Annotated in this window: 16 protein-coding genes and 2 pseudogenes; 5 read left to right on the plus strand and 13 right to left on the minus strand. The window is 32.9% G+C overall.

The annotated features are described in order from the left end of the window. Positions 1-40: 40 nt before the first annotated feature. The 12 genes and pseudogenes from bshA to ADIWIN_RS05970 form a co-directional block, all read right to left on the minus strand. Positions 41-1,180 (minus strand): N-acetyl-alpha-D-glucosaminyl L-malate synthase BshA, encoded by a 1,140-nt coding sequence (bshA, locus tag ADIWIN_RS05915; protein WP_020897809.1) that lies wholly within the window; start codon positions 1,178-1,180, stop codon positions 41-43. A 180-nt stretch (positions 1,181-1,360) separates the two neighbouring features. Beyond that, a pseudogene (locus ADIWIN_RS05920) lies at positions 1,361-4,317 on the minus strand (serine hydrolase domain-containing protein). Between the two features lie 135 nt (positions 4,318-4,452). Continuing rightward, positions 4,453-5,675 (minus strand): annotated as a pseudogene (gene serB / locus ADIWIN_RS05925) (phosphoserine phosphatase SerB). An 82-nt stretch (positions 5,676-5,757) separates the two neighbouring features. Then, positions 5,758-6,243 (minus strand): hypothetical protein, encoded by a 486-nt coding sequence (locus ADIWIN_RS05930; RefSeq protein ID WP_040756670.1) that lies wholly within the window; start codon positions 6,241-6,243, stop codon positions 5,758-5,760. Between the two features lie 35 nt (positions 6,244-6,278). Then, on the minus strand, positions 6,279-7,685 hold the full coding sequence (locus ADIWIN_RS05935; RefSeq protein ID WP_161624667.1) for a PH domain-containing protein: 1,407 nt from the start codon (positions 7,683-7,685) through the stop codon (positions 6,279-6,281). Positions 7,686-7,770: 85 nt separating this feature from the next. Next, positions 7,771-8,289, minus strand: coding sequence for a PH domain-containing protein (locus ADIWIN_RS05940; protein ID WP_020897815.1), 519 nt, complete (start codon positions 8,287-8,289; stop codon positions 7,771-7,773). Between the two features lie 15 nt (positions 8,290-8,304). Next, positions 8,305-8,511, minus strand: a complete 207-nt coding sequence (locus ADIWIN_RS05945) for a hypothetical protein (RefSeq protein WP_020897816.1) — start codon at positions 8,509-8,511, stop codon at positions 8,305-8,307. Between the two features lie 12 nt (positions 8,512-8,523). Beyond that, the gene (locus tag ADIWIN_RS05950) at positions 8,524-9,306 is read right to left on the minus strand and encodes a (Fe-S)-binding protein (RefSeq protein ID WP_040756671.1); all 783 of its coding nucleotides are present in this window, start codon (positions 9,304-9,306) and stop codon (positions 8,524-8,526) included. Positions 9,307-9,310: 4 nt separating this feature from the next. Continuing rightward, complete coding sequence (locus tag ADIWIN_RS05955) at positions 9,311-9,499, minus strand: hypothetical protein (RefSeq protein ID WP_020897818.1); 189 nt, start codon at positions 9,497-9,499, stop codon at positions 9,311-9,313. A 108-nt stretch (positions 9,500-9,607) separates the two neighbouring features. Further along, entirely contained in the window at positions 9,608-10,924 is a 1,317-nt protein-coding gene (locus tag ADIWIN_RS05960; protein WP_020897819.1) for a 4Fe-4S dicluster domain-containing protein, read from the minus strand. Between the two features lie 11 nt (positions 10,925-10,935). After that, on the minus strand, positions 10,936-11,883 hold the full coding sequence (locus ADIWIN_RS05965; protein ID WP_020897820.1) for an MlaD family protein: 948 nt from the start codon (positions 11,881-11,883) through the stop codon (positions 10,936-10,938). Positions 11,884-11,939: 56 nt separating this feature from the next. Beyond that, entirely contained in the window at positions 11,940-13,055 is a 1,116-nt protein-coding gene (locus tag ADIWIN_RS05970; RefSeq protein ID WP_020897821.1) for an N-acetylmuramoyl-L-alanine amidase family protein, read from the minus strand. Between the two features lie 110 nt (positions 13,056-13,165). On the opposite strand from ADIWIN_RS05970, the gene ADIWIN_RS05975 reads away from it, so the two are divergent. From ADIWIN_RS05975 to ADIWIN_RS05985, 3 genes are all read left to right on the plus strand, one after another. Then, entirely contained in the window at positions 13,166-15,931 is a 2,766-nt protein-coding gene (locus ADIWIN_RS05975) for a putative LPS assembly protein LptD (protein WP_020897822.1), read from the plus strand. Between the two features lie 184 nt (positions 15,932-16,115). Beyond that, positions 16,116-16,496, plus strand: coding sequence for a RidA family protein (locus tag ADIWIN_RS05980; RefSeq protein ID WP_020897823.1), 381 nt, complete (start codon positions 16,116-16,118; stop codon positions 16,494-16,496). 157 nt (positions 16,497-16,653) lie between these two features. Further along, positions 16,654-17,742 (plus strand): peptidoglycan bridge formation glycyltransferase FemA/FemB family protein, encoded by a 1,089-nt coding sequence (locus tag ADIWIN_RS05985; protein ID WP_020897824.1) that lies wholly within the window; start codon positions 16,654-16,656, stop codon positions 17,740-17,742. 20 nt (positions 17,743-17,762) lie between these two features. On the opposite strand, the gene ADIWIN_RS05990 is transcribed toward ADIWIN_RS05985, so the two are convergent. Continuing rightward, on the minus strand, positions 17,763-18,311 hold the full coding sequence (locus tag ADIWIN_RS05990) for a hypothetical protein (protein ID WP_020897825.1): 549 nt from the start codon (positions 18,309-18,311) through the stop codon (positions 17,763-17,765). A gap of 177 nt (positions 18,312-18,488) precedes the next feature. On the opposite strand from ADIWIN_RS05990, the gene ADIWIN_RS05995 reads away from it, so the two are divergent. Beyond that, entirely contained in the window at positions 18,489-19,211 is a 723-nt protein-coding gene (locus tag ADIWIN_RS05995) for a TIGR02757 family protein (RefSeq protein WP_051155426.1), read from the plus strand. Between the two features lie 189 nt (positions 19,212-19,400). Beyond that, positions 19,401-20,441 carry a GMP reductase gene (locus ADIWIN_RS06000; protein ID WP_020897827.1) on the plus strand — a complete coding sequence of 347 codons (1,041 nt, stop codon included), beginning with the start codon at positions 19,401-19,403 and terminating at the stop codon, positions 20,439-20,441. The last annotated feature ends 36 nt before the right edge of the window (positions 20,442-20,477 follow it).

A 20,477-nucleotide genomic window follows, 5' to 3' on the forward strand; every position in this document is an offset into this window, starting at 1 on the left:
ATAGGAAGACTTTTTAGTTTTATAAGAAAATCAATGCCGTTTAGTTCACCACTAAAAATTCTTTCAAGGTGTCTTCATATATTTTCTCGTACATCGGTACAATATTGTGCAAATCAAATTTCTGAGATTGTACTTTTGCGTTGGCTTTAAACTGATTTAAGGTATCGATATCTGATAATATTTTTATAGCATTTTTAGACATATCCTTAATTGCATTAACCTCACTCAAATAGCCTGAAAAACCATCTTCGTTAACCTCTGGCAATCCACCTGTATTCGTAGATATTACCGGTACGCTACTTGCCATTGCCTCAAGTGCAACTAAACCAAAACTTTCGGTTTGCGATGGTAACAAAAATAAATCGCTGAAACACAAAATACGATCGATTTCATTACTGTTTCCAACAAAAATAACACGATCACTTATCCCTAATTCTTCAACTAAATTCTCTGCAGCTTCTTTTTCCGGACCTTCACCAACCATCATTAACTTTGCAGGTAATTCTTTTTGAATATTATAGAAAATCTTAATCACATCAGGAATTCGTTTGACTTCCCTAAAGTTACTAATGTGGGTTATAATGCGTTCATCATCATCTGCCATCATGACGCGTTGACAATCCGTAAAACTATGTGTATGCTTTTCTAGATCTATAAAATTAGGCACCACATGAATCTCTCGTTTTATGTCAAACAAGCGCATGGTATCTTTCTTCAAACTTTCTGAAACAGATGTTACTGCGTTAGATTTATTGATACTAAACGTTACAGCTGGTTTATAAAATGGATGACTACCAACTAAGGTAATATCAGTACCGTGCAACGTAGTTACAATAGGTACAAAAATGCCTTCATCTTTTAACATTTGTTGGGCCATATAAGCCGCATACGCATGAGGAATGGCATAATGTACGTGTAATAATTCAATACCATGCAACTTTACCATATCTACTAATTTACTCGACAAAGCAAGCTCGTAAGGCTGATAAAGAAAAAGAGGATATTCTGGAACGTGAACCTCGTGAAAATGAACATTATTACTCAACAATTCTAAACGTACAGGTTGACTATACGTTATAAAGTGAATCTCGTGACCACGTTTTGAAAGCTCTAAGCCTAATTCTGTAGCTACAACGCCACTTCCTCCAAATGTTGGGTAACAAACTATTCCAATTTTCATGTAAACCTTTTAATTTTTAAAGTTAATGGTTTTTCTATTATTGGCTATTAACTTTAAGTACATATTAACTTGTATCTCGGTGATGCTAATTCATAACAACAACCTAAATACGATATTCAAAATAGTCTAGCATTTGCAGTAGTCCTTACAACGCCAATCGTATTTAACTTAGAAAAAATACTAATCGATTATAGCTTCGTAGATTAAACGCTGAATATCTGTTCTAATATTTTCTCTTAATAATAGATTTTTTCCAGCTTCTGGATACGTTCTATTGGCTAAAAACACATAAACTATTTCTTCTTCAGGATCAGCCCAAGCATAGGTCCCAGTAAAACCTGAATGTCCAAAACTTGTCATAGATAAACAACCACAAGTTGGACCTTCTTCTCCTAATTGTGGTTTATCAAACCCTACACCTCTCCTATTATTATTTCCACAGTAATAACAGTAATTAAACTTATCTATGGTTTCACTTTTTAGATAACGTTTACCTCCATAAAAACCCTTTTGCAAATACATCTGCATTATTTTAGCAACATCATTTGCATTACTAAAAATACCTGCATGTCCACCTATTCCATCTTGCATTGCGGCTCCCATATCATGTACATAACCGTGCACTTCTTTAAAGCGATAATAATCGTCAATTTCTGTTGGAACTATATTTTTTAAGCTGAATTTGGTTCGTGGGTTATACGTTGTATAATTCGCACCTAAAGATTTATAAAAACGATCTTCCGTAATTTCGCTTAATGGTTTATCATAAAAATCTTCGAGATAATCTTTAAGAATATAATACGGTAAATCGCTATAACGATATCTTAAGCTAGATAATAAATCACTATCACGTATTACTTTTTGAATAGAGTCTTTGTAATCATCTCGCATAAAAAGCGTATTGGTAACTTCTACCGTAAAACCTGCAGTACGTTCTTTTCTGTAATATTTTGGATCTGGCCGTTTAGTTACCGAATCTAAAGTTGCATAGTAAAACGGAATCCATGGCTTAAGTTGCGCATAGTGAGATAACATTTTTTTCAGGGTCACATTTCTCTTATTCGAGTTTTTGTATTCTGGAATTAAATCTCCTAATTTATCATCTAAGGATATTGAACCCTGTTCCTCTAACTCCATTAAAACAGGTAATGTCGCTAATATTTTTGTCAAGGATGCGACATCGTAAAGATCTTCAAATTTTACCTCGTCTTTCTTCTCATAGGTATGATATCCGAAATTCTTATTGTAAATCACTTTACCTTTTCGGGCGACTATAAGTTGAATTCCTGGTGTCATTTTACCATCAATAGCACGATGAGCAACTGAATCTATTCGGCTTAGTAATTTAGAATCCATGCCTACACGCTCTGGTAAACCGTAACTCAAACTCAATAGTGAATTATAAATTTCACCTGTACCTACCGGAAAAAATGGCCCTGTACTTACTGGTAATTTACCCTTTGCTTCTAACGCTCCAAAAAGAAGTTGAGCCGATTTTTCTTGAGCTATTTTACTATTCTGATAACTCATTACAATACCTTCAATATTTTCTACCGTTAGCAAATCATTCAACGCATATGGTCTAGCAAACACATCTAGAACAACAGTATTGGTTCTTGCGATTTCATACAACCAAGCCAATTCCTTTTGCGAAAATTCAAAACTCTTCCAAGGGTTGGCATTCGATTTATGAAAACCAACTACAACGGTATTATAATTTTGAAGTTTCGAAATTATTTCATCAAGTTTATCTGCTTTAATCTCGTGGACCTTGGTGTATTTTTTTAACTCATCTAAAAACACAGAACCATCATCATCACCTAATGATACATAAGCAATTTTCTTAGTTTCTAAATCTCTAAATGGTAACAACTCATTCGTGTTTTTTACAACTGTAATAGCATTTTCCATGAGTTCCTCATAGAGTAGATCGTCTTTTAGTCTGTTCAAATCTTTTTCTAAATCATAAATTCCAATAGGAGAATAATTATTTAAACCAACCTTATATTTGGCCATCAATATTTTCTTAACCGAATGCGCTAGTCGTTCTTCTGTTATAGTGCCATTAGTAAATGCTTCAACAAATTTAGCTATACCTTTTTCTGGATCTTCGGACATTAGCATGACGTCATTTCCGGCTAAAAATGCCATCAAATCAATCTCACCACCTTGTATTAAACTTTTACGTTTGAACCATCTACATCATTTTCAACATAATCAGCTGCACCTTTCATCGTTAAGGCATCGGTAAAAATCAATCCATTAAATCCTAAACTATCTTTTAAAATATCAGTAACGATATGTTTTGATAATGACGATGGAAAATCTCTTCGCGATTCTAAGCTTGGTACATTTAAATGTGCTACCATAACACTAGATAGTCCCTCTTTTATAAGCTTTCTATAAGGGTATAGTTCAATAGAGTCAATCCGTTTTGCACTAAAATTAATAGTAGGTAATTTTAAATGTGAATCGTCTTCGGTATCTCCATGACCAGGAAAATGTTTAGCGTTTGCTAATGTTCCAGCGCTTTGCATGCCTTTCATAAATGCTAATCCTTTTTCGGTAACATTATCTCTATCCTCACCAAAAGAACGGTTACCAATGATTGGATTTTTAGGATTGGTATTAATATCTACAGCAGGCGCAAAATTAAAATGTACACCTAATCGCTTACAGTGTTCACCAATTTGTCGTCCGGCTTGTTCTACCAACTTATTATCTGTAATTGCGCCAAGGGTCATATTCCATGGAAACGCGTATGTAGAATCCAAACGCATGCTCAAACCCCATTCTGCATCCATTCCTATTAACAATGGAATTTTAGAACCAGCTTGTAATTCATTATTTAATTTGGCTTGACGAACGGGTCCTCCGTTAGAATAAATTAGACCACCAATATGCTGACCCGTAATTAGTTTAGCAATACTATTTTCATGTGCTTTCCCTTTATCAGAAAACACCTGAACCATAAATAGTTGCCCAATTTTTTCTTCAACAGACATAGAATTGTATAAACTATCTACCCATTTCTGTTGTTGAATGGGATCTTTGGATTGCAGTGGATTTTTAGAAAGGTCTTGCCCAAAATTAAATTGGAAACAAGTACATATAAGAATAAGGGCAAAGTAGCGCATTAGCAATCTTTTATCGTTTACAGTTGAATTGATTAAATTATAACGAATATTATGCCAAATTAGCATATTTAAGAATAAGTAAAAAGACTTTATGATAGTTTTATAAACTGCTCAATCAAGATTAAATTTTAAAGTTTAAGATAACAGATCAATATGTCTATCATGATAACCTAACAAATACAACACACCATCTAATCCTATACTAGAAATAGAACTCTGTGCATTGTCCTTTACTGTCGGTTTTGCATGAAACGCAATTCCTAAACCAGCGAGATTAAGCATTTGTAGATCATTGGCACCATCACCAACAGCAATGGTTTGACTGATATCAATTCCCATTTCATCAGCTAATTGTTGAAGATATTCTGCTTTTTTATTACCATCAACTATATCACCAAGATAACCGCCTGTTAAAACACCATCTTTAATTTCAAGTTGATTTGCAAATACATAATCGATATCCAGTTTTTTCTGAAGATAATGTCCAAAATAGGTGAATCCACCAGAAAGAATAGCCGTTTTAAATCCGTAATAATGTAATGTATCTATTAAGCGTTTTGCACCTTTGGTTATTGGTAACCGTTCTGCAACTTCTTGTAAAACAGATTCGCTTAAGCCTTCTAAAAGTTTCATGCGTTGTTTAAAACTTTCATTAAAATCTATTTCACCTTGCATGGCAGATTCTGTTATTGCTTTTACTTGCTCTCCAACTCCTGCTAATTCTGCAAGCTCATCGATAACTTCGGTTTGGATTAACGTTGAATCCATATCAAAACAAACCAAACGTCTGTTACGTCTAAAAATATTATCCTCTTGAAACGCAATATCAGCATCTAACTCTCTTGAAATTTCCATAAATTTACGTGTAAAATCAGACTTATCACCTATTTTTCCTCTAATAGATAATTGGATAGACGCTCTTGGATATTCTTCTTTTTTAACCAATGATAATCGTCCTGTTAATCGCTTAATAGAATCGATGTTTAGGTTCTTTTCAGAAATAATCTTAGTAACCTCAGATATTTGTTCTGCAGCTAATTTTTCTCCTAAAATAGTAATGATGTAACGATCTTTACCTTGCTGGTTCACCCAATTTTCATAATCTTCAAGTGAAATTGGTGTGAATTTAGCTTTAATTCCAAGTTCATACGCCTTAAACAATAAATCTTTAAGAACTGCTGACGATTTTTTACCTTTTTAATTTCAAACATAATCCCCAACGATAGTGTATCATGAATATTAGCTTGTCCTATGTCTAAAATTTTAGCATCATATTCTGCTAAAACACTAGTTAAGCTTGAAGTTAAACCCGGTCTATCTTGTCCTGAAATATTTAATAAGAAAATGTCTGTAGCCACTGTAAAGGGGTTGTTTTTAAGTTGTTTGTCGCCGTAAAAATGACCAATCTATTTGAACTATGAAAGTTTTTTGCGTGAAGTGTTATTTAATAAATCGGTTATGCCAACTTTCACTTGCTGGAACTTCCCAATTTTCATTGAATTCTGCAATATTGGTGACTAGATTATTAAAAACGATAGTGTTTTTAGACACTGCTTTCTGCTGTGCCATTTTTTTAAAATCAATTAATGATTTATAGGCAATAAACTCACCTTGCTTATAAGACACATTCATTTTATCCATTAAATCAACATCATATTGTTGCTCTAATTGTTGAATAAAAGTAACAGATGAATCAATAGAGCAACCTGTTGCACTATTCAAACTTTGATCCATTGCAATCACTATAAAGCGTTTGTAAACCAGTTTATAACCTGCTTTTAGATCTTTCCCGTGAGCCGTCCAAGCTTCTATAAACGTATCTAATTGTGTTTTAAGTTGTTCTAACTCTTCATCTGAAAATGAACGATTGGATTGATAAATCCAAACTCTAGATTCTTCTGGTAAGGTATTAAAATCGACTAACATAAATTCATCATTTTTCTGATTGTAAAAATACGGTTTTACATCCAATCTCTGTCTTGAGATTCTACCTTATATAATAAGAAATCATAAATAATTAGGGCTTCTGACTTTGATATATAGGGAATCGTTACAGATTTTGAAGCCGTAGAAATAACAAGTGAAGCAATATCTCTAGGTCTTTGAAAAATTGTCTGTTTCAGCTTTACTCCCTGTATTTTATGAATCTCTAAAATATTCGTTGTGGTATCAATCACACCACTACCAATAGTTACAAAATTCTCTGAAATTTTATAATAAGCTTTTTTATAAGCAAAATAGATGTACAAGGCCGCAACAGGAATAAAAACGGCGTTAATCCACAACATTTCTATTCCGAATATTGCCAACGACAAACCATTAATAACACTACCAAAAACTAGCATTTCTAAAGTAGTAATCCGCATAAAATACGGTCTTGGTTTCGCTATTTCACCTTGATCTTCACTATAATTGGAGATGAGTTTATTTACTAAATAATTAAGCTGCTCTTTTTCTAAGGCAACAATATTGAAGTTTTTCTGCTGCTTTACATTAACCATAGCTTGTTTAACTGACAAGGAATGTAATCCAAAATACTGTTTAACTCTATTCGTTGTAATGACTAAATTTTGAATGCGGCTTGGCGTTAAACTCAATGACACTTTATTAAAAAGTCCTTTATTAATTTCTATTGTTTTTTGATGTTCAACAACTTCGAGATTAAAATTGATAATAAATGTTTTAACTATTGAAAACAAAAATGAAATCAACACGACCCCAATTACAATAATAACATTAGTGATTATTAAATTAAGTATTGTGGCTTCATCCAATTCTACTAAACCGTCAACATGCTTCTCTAAATCTAATTCTTTTAAAAAATCTTTCAATTCACTGTATAAGCCATAAGAAAAAGTAATTATCAGTAGAAAACTCTTAAAATGATTTTGAGATAAGCCTTCTAAAAACAATCGTTTTGGTGTTACCTTAAAAAACACTTCAGGTTCTTCAATAGATTCTACTTGCTCTAGTTCTCCACTTATACTAGTAGTTTTATTAAATAGTTTTTTCTTTAATAATAAAGCTGTTCGCTTATCTAAAGCGCTAATTTCAATTTCAGATTTTTTATCTCCCGCAGTTTCAATTTTTACGGAAACCACATTTATAATTTGCTGCAGAAAATTTTGTTTAATATAAACGTTCTGAATCTTTGATTTTGGAATGATGATATTATCCTTATTGATGATTCCTGTTGCTAAATGAAAATCGTCTTTGCTGAGATGAAACTTGAAATTGAAATATTTTAGAATCGCTATAATTAAAATAAGGACTAACATCGCTATCAATCCTAAATATATCATTGTTGGCGTCACACCTCCAAATGATTTTTTTCTTATAACTTGAATACCAAAAGCTATAAAAAACACAACAAATTTTTTGAAAAATTTAAGCAGATTAAATGCAAAAATGACAATTATCCCTTTAGCTGATTGCCTTATAGGTTGCGAAAAATCAGTTATTTCCATTAACCTTGGCGCTAATAAAATCGTTGATACCTTTTGCTTCTAACTGCTGAAGTCCTTTAATACTTAGATCACTTCCGGCTTCTCCTGCAGTAAATATTTTGAGTGTAGACAATCCTAAGTGTCTTGCCAACCAACTTCTAGATTCTTCAACATGCTGTATTCTAGAAATAGGCACGGTGATTATAGAATGAATAATTAAACCTTTGGCATAAATAACATCGTAACCTCGAACAGCATATTTACGCTTTTTAAATGCTAAAATAGAAATGATAAAATTTGCAATGCAAATCACTATAACTCCAATAAACACTAACCAAAAATTATCTTGAAAACCGTCTTCTTTAATGAGGTATTTTAAACCAAACACAGCACCTAAAATAAGACTATAAAAAGCGAGTCTATTAAGTGTGATAATTTTTAAATATGATTTTGAAATGGGCTTTAAGACAACGTCTTCAATATTAGGTAAGTCTTCTGTTTGTATTTGAGGATTTGTGAAGTTCATTGTATAAACATATTATTAACCTTTATTTTTAGTGATTTTATACCTAAATGCATAACTCATAACCAATCCAAAAAAGAAAGCATTAAATAGAAACTTTGGCAAAGAAAATGGTTCGTCGGTAAAATAGTCATAACCCGCCATTAATGAAGCATAAAATAAACCAATGGCAACACCTAAAATAACCCGCTTTTTTATTGGTAATTTTTCAATATTGTTTCCCACAACCTTATCGTATTATGCATTAGCAATCAACTCAGCAATATCCAAAACCTTAATTTCAGATTCTTTTTCTTTAAACTTTACACCGTCTGTCATCATGGTATTACAATACGGACAACCGGTAGCAATAATTTCTGGTTGCGTTTCTATGGCATCTTCGGTTCTAAGTACATTAATTTCCTTATTTCCGGGCTCTGCATCTTTAAACATTTGTGCTCCACCAGCGCCACAACATAAAGCTGTTCCTTTATGGCGTTTCATTTCTACCAAAGTAGCATTGGTTTTTTTAAGAACATCTCTTGGTGCATCGTAAACACCATTTCCTCTTCCTAAATAACAAGGATCGTGAAAGGTAATTCGTTTGCCTTTATACGTATTTCCTTCTACGGTTAGACGACCAGAGCTCATCAGTTCTTTTATATATTGTGTATGATGGATAACGTCATAGTTTCCACCTAAACCAGGATACTCATTTTTAATACAATTAAAAGAGTGTGGATCGCATGTTACAATACGTTTTACTTCATAAACGTTGAGCACTTCAATATTCATAACGGCTTGCATCTGAAATAAAAATTCATTGCCGGCGCGTTTTGCCACATCTCCGGTATTACTTTCTTCGGTTCCTAAAACGGCAAAATTGACATTAGCTTTGTTTAGAATCTTTACAAAAGCTTTAGTGATTTTCTTTGCTCTATCATCATAACTACCAGCAGAACCTACCCAAAATAAAATTTCTGGTTGTTTGCCTTCTGCCATCATTTCTGCCATGGTTGGCACTATTAGTTGCTCGCTCATCATTTTAGTTTGTTTTCTTATGAGTTACTATTAAACCAAATCCTAAACCTATTAGAATTCCTGTAATAAAACCGCCTGCAAATCCTCCAAAATCATAATTCCAAACTAAGTATAAAGAAATTAAGGCAAGAATAGAAATAATTATTCCTATCTGTAATCTAACTTGTGGTTTTACACTTAAAATATAACTCATTTAATTAAGTTTTAAAAGTTCCGTAATTGTGTTCCAAATAGGTTTCGACTGCACTCAACAAGACAAGTGTGCTAACTTCCAACTTCTGTCTTCCAGCTTCCGTCTCTCTTACTTTTCGTCTTTCCAATTTAAACGATCCATTTGGTTATAAGGCCAAGGTGCTCCATTATTTTCTATATTGGTCATCATATTATTTAGTTCCATTGGCGCTGCACTTTGCTCCATAACTAAATAACGACGCATTTCAATAATAATTGATAATGGATCTATACTCACAGGACAAGCTTCTACACAAGCATTACATGTGGTACAAGCCCAAAGTTCTTCGTTTGTAATATAATCTCCTAAAAGTTGTTTGCCATCATCTTTGAATTCACCGTTGTTGGCATCAATGTTTTTCCCGACTTCTTCTAATCGATCTCTAGTGTCCATCATAATCTTACGAGGCGATAATTTTTTACCTGTAAGATTGGCAGGGCATTCACTTGTACAACGGCCACATTCAGTACACGTGTAGGCATTGAGCAATTGAACTTGACTTAAATCCATAATATCACTAGCTCCAAATTTTGCTGGTACGTCGTCTTCCGAAGTTTCTGCAGGTGCTGCATAAGGATCTGCATCCGGATCCATCATTAATTTTACTTCAGCCGTAACAGCATCAAGATTATTGAATTTCCCTTTTGGCTCTACATTTCCTAAATATACATTTGGAAATGCTAAAAGAATATGTAAATGTTTTGAGAAGTATAAGTAATTCAAGAAAATTAAAATACCTACAATGTGCAACCACCAAGCTGTTTTCTCAATAACACTTAGTGTTCCTCCCGATACTCCCTCAAACCAAGGGGCAATAAATTGTGAGATAACATTACCAGATCCTGTATTTTGAAATATAGTATCAGTAGCATTCATTAGTAAGAATAAACACATTAACACAACTTCAAAATAAAGAATAATATTACCATCACTCTTAGGCCAACCCTTCATTTCTGAACTTAAGAAACGCTTAATTTTAATTACATTTCTTCGTAGCCAAAACACGGATACTGAAACCAGAACTAAAACAGATAATATCTCGAATGAACCAATTAGAAATCCATATAACCATTCTGGTAAAACTTGTTGACCAATACGATGTGTCCCAAAAACACCATCGATTATAATTTCTAAAACTTCAATATTTATAATAATAAATCCAACATAAACAATGACATGAAGAAACCCAGAGACAGGTCGTTTCACCATTTTACTCTGACCTAAAGCAATATATGCTACATTTTTCCAACGTTGAGATTTATTATCACTAGCATCTACATCTTGACCTAATTTTATATTTCGAATTATTTTTTTGATATTTCTAACAAAATAACCAATACCTAATATTAGGATAACTGCAAAAATGATATTCGGTAAATATTCCATGATTGATGGGTCTAGTTATTATTTAACTCCTCTTGCGTTGGTTCCTCGTACGGAATCTCTCTTTTGGATAAAATACGTCTGTATCTTGCTGGATGAAGCTTAATATCTAAGAGTAATAATTGCAATTCTTTTGATGCATTTTCTAAGTTATCATATAGTGCATCGTCCTTTAATAGTTTTCCTATTGAACCTTCTCCTGCGGCAAGACCTGTAGCTAATTGATTTAGCTTTAAGACCATTTCATCAAGATTCTTAACGGTATTAGAAAGATTTGCATCATTAAGATCTTTTATTAAAATGGCTAATTCTGCACTTGTTTTATCAAAGTTCTCTAAAACGGAAGCGATTTTTTCATCGTTATCGCTAATAAGTGAATTTGCTTTAAAAGCGACATTCTTAAATGATTTTAATGTAGCGTTTAGTTCAGCAATCGTTTGTTTTAAACCATCGTCGGACTCATCAATGACTAAGGCATTTAAATTGGTAAGTAAGGTATCTGAAGAACGAAGTGTTGTGCCTAAATCTTCACTAATACCTGAGAAGTTCTTTTCCAAGGACGAAATCATTCCTGGCTTGACTTCTGATTTAATAAAATCCCCTGATTTTGCTGTAACTCCATCATTTGCTTCAACAATTGATAAGGCATTTCCACCCATTAAACCATCTTGGTATAAGCGAACAATACTGTTTTTAGAAAATTTTAATTCTGGCGTTACGGTGAATGAAATTCGTGTTTTACCAGAATCGAAATCGTATTTAATCTCTTCTATCTTTCCTATTTTATTACCTTTAATTGTTACGGGAGAGGACATGCTTAATGCATTATAATCGAATTCCGTATAATAAGTGTTTGAATTATCAAAAAGGTCTTCACCTTTAAGATATGTAAATAGGTATATGCAAAAAGCGATACCAGCTAACACTAATATTGCTGTTTTTACTTCTCTTGAAACTTTCAATGGGCGTTTTCTTTAGTTTGCTAACAAAATTAGGAATAAATATATTAATAATGTTTCTAATTAGAATCAGATTTTAACGCATCTGCGACATCAATTTTTTTATCATCTTTATAAGCTACAATAAAAGCACCTGAATAACCCGCTAATTTAGCTTCGTTTTGAAGTTGTTTCACTTTATTGTAATCGGAAGTTTTTCCACTGAAGTATTTATAAATCTGACCTGTTTTTTCACGCGAAATATCAGCAAGACCTTTAAAATTATAGGATTTAGCTTCCAAATCTCTAGAGCTTGCCGCAATCTGAACTTTAAAGATTACGCCTTCAATAACTCTAGGAGTTTCTTCTACTTCTTTCATAGTTTCTGCTTCTACATGTAGAATATGACTCCCAACGTTTTGATCTAGTTCTTTTTTGTAATCAGTTATCGCTGCTTTTATGGCACTTGCCATTTTTGATTGTCCGGCTTTAGTATTAAGGTAATTACCTTCACTATTATTGGTTAAAAATCCAACTTCTACCAAAACACTTGGCATATATGTATTTCTAATAACCAGCAAGCTTGCTTGCTTTAACCCTCTACTTTTACGCTTGGCATTATTTACAAAGTTATCTTCAATTTTTCGAGCTAATACAATACTTTGCTCAATATAGACTTCTTGCTCTATACCAATAGCTATTGTAGATTCTGGGGAGCTTGGATCAAACCCTGCATAATTTTCTTCATAATTTTCTTCTTTAAAAATAACTTCGTTTTCACGTTTGGCTACTTCAAAATTACGTCCTGTATTTTTCTCACCTAAAACAAATGTTTCCGTCCCACTGGCTTGTGAACTGTGTGCATTACAATGAATGGATACAAATAAGTCTGCATCTGCCCTATTTGCAATATTGGCACGTTCGTGCAAAGCGATAAAAACGTCAGTTTTACGTGTGTAGATAACTTTGATATCTGGATTTTTTTCAAGCTCCTTACCGACTTCTAGTGTAATTTTAAGCGCAATATTTTTTTCGCTATGTCCATTACCAACGTTACCAGAATCTCCACCTCCATGTCCTGCATCTAAGACCACCACAAACTTTTCTTCTTGTGCATGTAAAGTCGTATAAGATGTTAAAGTACTTATAAATAAAAGGATCGAAAATACTATTGTAGGTTTTAGTGTCGTTTGCATATTTGATTTAACGGTTTATAATCTCGGTTTATTACATTGTGTCAATTAGTGAAACAGTATTTTTTAATTTCTAATTTTAATAAATTAATCACAAAAAAATAGCTGTACTTTTGGCGTTTCAAAAACCGAGCCATACTTTTACAAAAATACATTTAAAAGCGTTGCATACAAAAAGCTTATACATACTTTTTCTCTTGAGTTTTACAGTGTTTATCAACACTTTTAGCTTCGCTCAAGAATTACCTAAAAAGACCGGAACTATTCCGATAGAGCAACGCAAGGATTCTGCCACTGTTGTAATTGATTCAATTATTAAACCTCCAGTAAACATAAAGGAGGTTGATTCCACAAAAAAAGATTCTGTAAAACAAAAAGGATTATTAGAAGGTACCGTAAAATACAAAGCTTCGGATTATGTGTCTTTGAGTCAGAAAAAGAAAAAAATCTACTTATATAACGAAGCTGAAGTACTCTACCAAGACATGGAAATTAAGGCTGGAGTTATTGTTATTGACTACAGTAAAAACCTAGTCTACGCAGGTCGTTTAAAAGATTCTACAGGCTACTCACAACGTCCTGTTTTTAAACAAGGAGAAAATATTATTGAGCCCGATTCTATTGTTTTTAATACCGAAACTAAAAAAGCATTAGTTTTTAATTCTAGAACTGAGCAACAAGGTTTTAAGGTGTATTCCCCATTAACTAAAAAAGAAAACGATTCGGTTTATTTTATGCAAAACGGTCGCTTTACTACGGCTGAAAACGAAGAAGATCCGGAATACCAATTTGTAACTACCAAAATGAAAATGGTACCTAACAAAAAGGTTATTGTTGGACCAACCTATATGGAGATATATGGTATTCCGACACCAATTGCGTTGCCTTTTGCGTTTTTTCCTATGACAAAGAAGCAAACCTCTGGTCTTATTTTCCCAACTTTCGGAGAAGATAGTAACAAGGGGTATAATTTACAAAATGGTGGATACTATTTTGCCATTAGTGATTACTTAGATTTAGCTCTTCTTGGTGATTACTATACAAATGGTAGTTATGGTTTTCGCGTAGAAAACAATTATGCCTTACGTTATAAATATAGAGGTAATTTGAGTTTTAGATATGAAAACTTACTAAATGAAGAGCGTGGGTTTCCTGACTTTACTCAAAGTACAGTATATAATCTTAGATGGTCGCATAGCCAAGATAGTAAGGCGAATCCCAATTCTCGTTTTTCAGCCTCAGTTAACTTAGGAAGTAGCTCTTATTATCAAGAATCTATTAACCAATTGAACCAAGCTAATTTTTTAAATAACACTTTAGCATCATCTGTTTCGTATTCAAAAACATTTTCGGGTGAACCGCAAGTCAATTTAAGTTTAACGGCAACTCATAATCAAAATACGAATACTGGTGATATTAATTTAACCTTACCAACGATGCAAGCTTCTATGGGTAGAATTTATCCATTTGCACCAAAAACAGGAACTAAAAAAGGAGCTATTCATAATATTAACTTCCAGTTCACTTCTAGAGGAGAATATAATATTCAAACAAATGACTCTGTCTTTGGTAAAAGTGAAATGTTTGATGATGCCATAACCGGAATGAAACATAGCATACCAATAACCACTAACTTTAAAGTCTTCGATTATTTTAGTGTGAGTGCCAATGCTAATTTTGAAGAAACTTGGACGTTAAAAACAATTAAACGTTTTTACGATTCGGCAAATGAAGATATTGTAACTATAAATCAAAACGGTTTTGACCGATTTTTAACCTATAACGTCGGAGCAAGCGTCGGTACAACTATATATGGTATGTACGATTTAGAAAATGAAGATAAAACTGCCAAGGTAAAAGCTATAAGACATGTTATAAGACCGTCGTTGAGTTACTCAATTAATCCTGCATTTGATCAGTATTATGAAACTTACGAAGTTGTTGATGCAGATGGTACCACTTCTGATCAGGTTGAATATACACGCTTTGAAAACTCTTTATTCGGTAGTCCTGGTAATCGTTATTCTAGTAGTGTTGGTATGTCTATAGGTAATAATATTGAAGCAAAAATTCGTTCTAAGGATTCTACGAAAACGGAACCTGAGAAAATATTTTTATTAAATAACCTGAATTTTTCTACCGCCTATGATATTGCCGCAGATTCTTTAAATTGGAGTCCTGTGCGTATGAGTGGTGGAACTCAAATTTTGAACAAAAAGATGAGTATTAACTTCGGAATGACACTAAATCCATATGCTTTAGATAGCAATAATAGTGTTGTTAACACCTTTAATATAAATAATGGAGGAAGTCTTTTTAGGTTAACATCTGCCAACGTTAATATGAGCTACACCTTGTCTAACGATAGTTTCTCTGGCGGTGAATCTGAAGAAAAACGAGCATCAGCACAAGAATCTGCACGATCTGGAGGACGGACAGACGACTTATTTGGCAGGTCTGAGGATTTTGCTGATAAACGACTCTCAGATCAAGATAAAAATAAGAAGGATGAGGAGGAAAATAACGAGTTCTACAACTACAAAATGCCTTGGAGTTTAAGATTAGCATATTCTGCTAACTATACAAATACAAGACGAGAAGACAAAATATCCTCGCATTCATTAATGTTCTCTGGAGATGTAGATATATCGCCTAAATGGAGTCTTGGAGCATCTTCTGGGTACGATTTCCTTAATCAAGGATTCACCTACACACAATTACGTTTTGAACGCGACTTATTAAGTTGGCGTATGAATTTCTCGTGGATACCTTTTAGCGACCGAACCTCTTGGAATTTCTTTATTGGTATAAAATCTAACTTACTTAAAGATTTAAAATACGATAAACGAAAACAACCAGATCAGCAAGTTGGTAATTAAAAACGGCTTGCAAGCCTGAAGTTTTATCTCATAAATAGAACCTATAACACTTATAATTTTTTTTCATCTTAGTGAGTTTAATATGCCTCTAAGACTGGTGTATTGAACTTGTCGAAGTGAAATTGTATTACTAAATTTGTTACAATACTAAACATTAATAAAAATCCCACTTTGGGGAACCGTTATGAAAAAAATAATAAATACAACAAAAGCACCAGCACCAATAGGTCCATACAATCAAGCCGTTTTATCAGGAAATACGTTATACACGTCAGGGCAAATAGCTCTACATCCTGAAACCATGGAGTTAGTTATAGACGATATTAAAACCGAAACCAAACAAGTGATGGAGAACATGAAAGCGGTTTTAGAAGCTGCTGACATGACGTTTGAAAACGTTATTAAGTCTTCTATATTTATTAGTGACATGAATAACTTTAAGCAAATTAACGAGGTTTATGGTAAGTATTTTAACGAAGCTACTGCGCCCGCTAGAGAAACCGTTGAAGTAGCTAATTTACCTAAGTTTGTAAATGTGGAAATTAGTATGATAGCTATAAAATAATACTGTTGTTTCTTAATTATTAAAAGAGATTATTTTTGTTCGTATAAGTTAACTGTACTCCATATCAATTTAATATTTAAATTATTAACAATTAAACGTTTAACGATAATATTTCGTTAACTTTAATCACATAATTAGCTATTAAATTTTTATCAAAATGATTGAAATCATAACTGATAAGAAAGAATGGAGTGCGCAGCTTGCTATGGTTGAACATGCAGACTTCTACCATACGTATGATTATCACCATCTTTCTAAAAAAGAGGAAGAGTCACCTGTACTTATTAAATATACAGATGGACTAACAGCATTGGTCTTACCTCTTCTTATACGAAATATTGATAATTCCCTATATAAAGATGCTACGTCTGTTTATGGGTATGTGGGTATTTTAAAAATACATATTGAAGCAAAATTCAACAAAGCAGATTTTCATAAAGAGCTAAACGACTACTTTTTCAAAAATAATATTATAGCCGTATTTTCAAGACTCCATCCTTATTTAGAAGAGTCTGAATCAATTCTTGATGGTTTAGGTAAAATTACACCTCTTGGCAAAGTGGTTAATATCGACTTAACAGAACCCATTGACCTCCAAAGAGCAAAATATAATAGAAGGCTAAAAACGTATTTAAACAAATCGCGCAGATCTTGCTCTGTATTTGAAGGTAATATTGAAGAACATCTAGAAACCTTCATGCAGCTCTATGTAAACACCATGGAACGCATTGATGCTGATGAAAGTTACTTCTTTAATACCGATTACTATTACAAACTTTTAACGAGTAAAGACATTAATTCTAAATTAATGCTTTGTAGACATAACAAAACACAAAAAATTATTGCAGGTGCCATATTTTTAAAAACAGGTCGTATTGTACAATATCACTTATCGGGAGTTAATGAAGATTATTTTGAGCTTCAACCCATTAAATTAATTATTGATGAAATGCGCATTCAAGCAACCAATAAAGGCTACAAGTATTTTAATTTAGGTGGCGGAAAAGGAAGTAAAGAAGATTCACTTTTTAATTTCAAAAAACGGTTTTCAAAAAACTTTAAGGAATTTAAAATATGGCAGTATATTGTTGATAAAAGTGCTTATAAAACTCTAGCAGAAAACCATCTCGGAACTCAGATCGAAAGCGAAGAAATTCATCGTGGTTATTTTCCAGCATACCGATCACCATTACAAATCATTTCTTCTTTTTTATTTGTGATTGAAGCAATCTGTCTTCAAATCTAACAGGTAGTTTATATTTTTTACTATTCATATTGAACTTCTCCTTCTTCATTTAAAATAGGTTTAAACCACTTTATATAATAAAACACATGCTTTCTTATTGCATACATTAAATAGATACCTAAAGTGAGAATTGAAGTGTATATCAGTATAAATACTAAAACAAACTTATAATCATCATTTATAAGAACCGAACCCAATTCATTAAACGAACGAAAGATGGTAACAACAAACCATAGTATTCCTAATAAAAAGAAGCGACCATCAAATTTCCAAATATTTATGGTGATATAAATTGAAAGTAAAAGCGAAATGAAAGTCACAATATTAAACTGAATTAACAAATCAAAGATTACGATTAATTCAAAAAGCAAATAGAAAGCCCAAATTATAGACAGCAGTAAATGACTCTTTTTAAATTTTTTCCATAGTATATAAGACGGTCTAGTCGCTAAAAAACGTCTAAGATTTTCATCATCCATTCTATCTTTATAGTTGTTATAGATTACAGTTTTTGAATCCCCTTGACTTATTTTATTAACTATTTCTCTTTTTATATCTTTTTCTGTCATAAGTAGATTTTAGCTAGTTTTATTTAATTTTAAGCGTATTCTTCAATAATACTATAACAAATTTAACTTTTATCGTCATTTTCATTCTATAAAGAAGCCCTATTTTTACATTCAAATCCTATCATAAAATTGAAACTCAAAACATCAGAACTTAAAGATTTCTTAGACGAAAAAGTGATGCTTTACAATCATCCGAAGTTTATTGAGAGTGACCCAATTCAAATTCCACACAAATTCTCAAAAAAAGAAGATATTGAAATTGCTGCCTTTTTATCAGCAACCATTGCTTGGGGAAATAGAAAGAGCATCATTAAAAACGCAAATAAGATGGTGGAGTTGCTAGACCACTCCCCTTTTGAGTTTATTACACAACATGAAGACACCGATTTAGAGCGCTTAGAGCCTTTTGTACATCGCACTTTTAATGGTAATGATTTTATGCAGTTTGTAAAAAGCTTGAAATACATTTACGAAAAACACAACGGTTTAGAAGCTGTGTTTTCTATGCATGCTGAAAAAGATTCACTTCAAAACAGTATTCATCACTTCAAAAAAGTGTTTTTCGAAATTCCACATTTAGAGCGTACACAGAAACATGTTAGCGATCCTCTTAAAAATTCAGCAGCAAAACGTATCAACATGTTTTTACGTTGGATGGTCAGAAATGACAATAACGGAGTAGATTTTGGGATTTGGCAATCTCTGTCACCTTCACAATTAAGCTGTCCGTTAGATGTCCATTCTGGTAATGTCGCTCGAAAATTAGGCTTGTTAACACGAAAACAAAATGATGGTAAAGCCTTAGCCGAATTAGATAAAGCGTTGCGAAAATTAGATGTTAGCGATCCCGTAAAATATGATTTCGCTTTATTTGGACTCGGAGTTTTTGAAGGATTTTAGCGTTTTGTTCAAATATTACACAAAAGCTAATTATTGTTTTATGAGTACATACAGTTTTAGTATACAGTTAGTTTCTCTAATTCTTCTGCTATAAACAATTGTTAATAAAACATTGTAAGACAAACGCAATTACAAACTTCCTTTTTCAAAGAACTTGTATTTTTGGGTATCACTAAATATCCCCAAAAGATGCATATAGAACACGATATAAAATTAGGCTTTAAAGATGTTATGATTCGCCCAAAACGCTCTACTCTAAAAAGCAGATCTGAAGTCACGCTAGAACGTACTTTCACTTTTCTTAATAGTACATCAACTTGGACTGGCGTGCCTATAATGGCTGCCAATATGGATACTGTTGGTACTTTTGAAATGGCTCTAGCCTTAATGGAACAAAAATTATTTACGGCAATACATAAGCATTATTCCGCAAAACAATGGGATACGTTTTTAAATACAGCTCCAAAAGACATTGTTAATTATATAGCTATTAGTACAGGGATAGGAACGGAGGATGCTGAAAACCTAAAAACAGTCTTTAAAAGTCATCCGGAATTGAAATTTATATGCATTGATGTTGCTAATGGTTATTCAGAACATTTTGTGAACTTTTTACAACAGACACGAGAACAATATCCAGATAAAGTAATTATTGCAGGTAATGTCGTTACAGGAGAAATGGTAGAACAATTATTACTCTCTGGTGCAGACATTGTAAAAGTTGGTATTGGTCCAGGTAGTGTATGCACAACACGTGTTAAAACCGGAGTTGGTTACCCTCAATTATCCGCCATAATAGAATGTGCAGATGCGGCTCATGGCATAGGAGGACAAATCATTAGCGATGGTGGCTGCGCAACACCAGGTGATGTTGCCAAAGCCTTTGGTGCAGGAGCAGATTTTGTAATGCTTGGTGGTATGCTTGCTGGCCATACAGAAAGTGGTGGTGAACTTATAACTCGAAATGGAGAACAGTTTAAACAATTTTACGGCATGAGTTCTGCGACTGCTATGGATAAATATGTTGGTGGAGTTGCAGAATATAGAGCTAGTGAAGGCAAAACCGTAGAAGTTCCATACAAAGGTGATGTTAAAAATACTTTGCAAGATATTTTAGGAGGTATACGAAGCACTTGTACTTATGTTGGAGCGCGGCGTTTAAAAGAATTAACAAAACGCACAACGTTTATAAGAGTTGCTGAGCAAGAAAATCAGGTTTATAACGGTTAAAGTGTTTTGACTCCGCGTTGATATTTGTTAAATATG

This window comes from Winogradskyella psychrotolerans RS-3 (genome assembly GCF_000427335.1).
In the GTDB taxonomy this organism is placed as follows: Bacteria; Bacteroidota; Bacteroidia; order Flavobacteriales; family Flavobacteriaceae; genus Winogradskyella; species Winogradskyella psychrotolerans.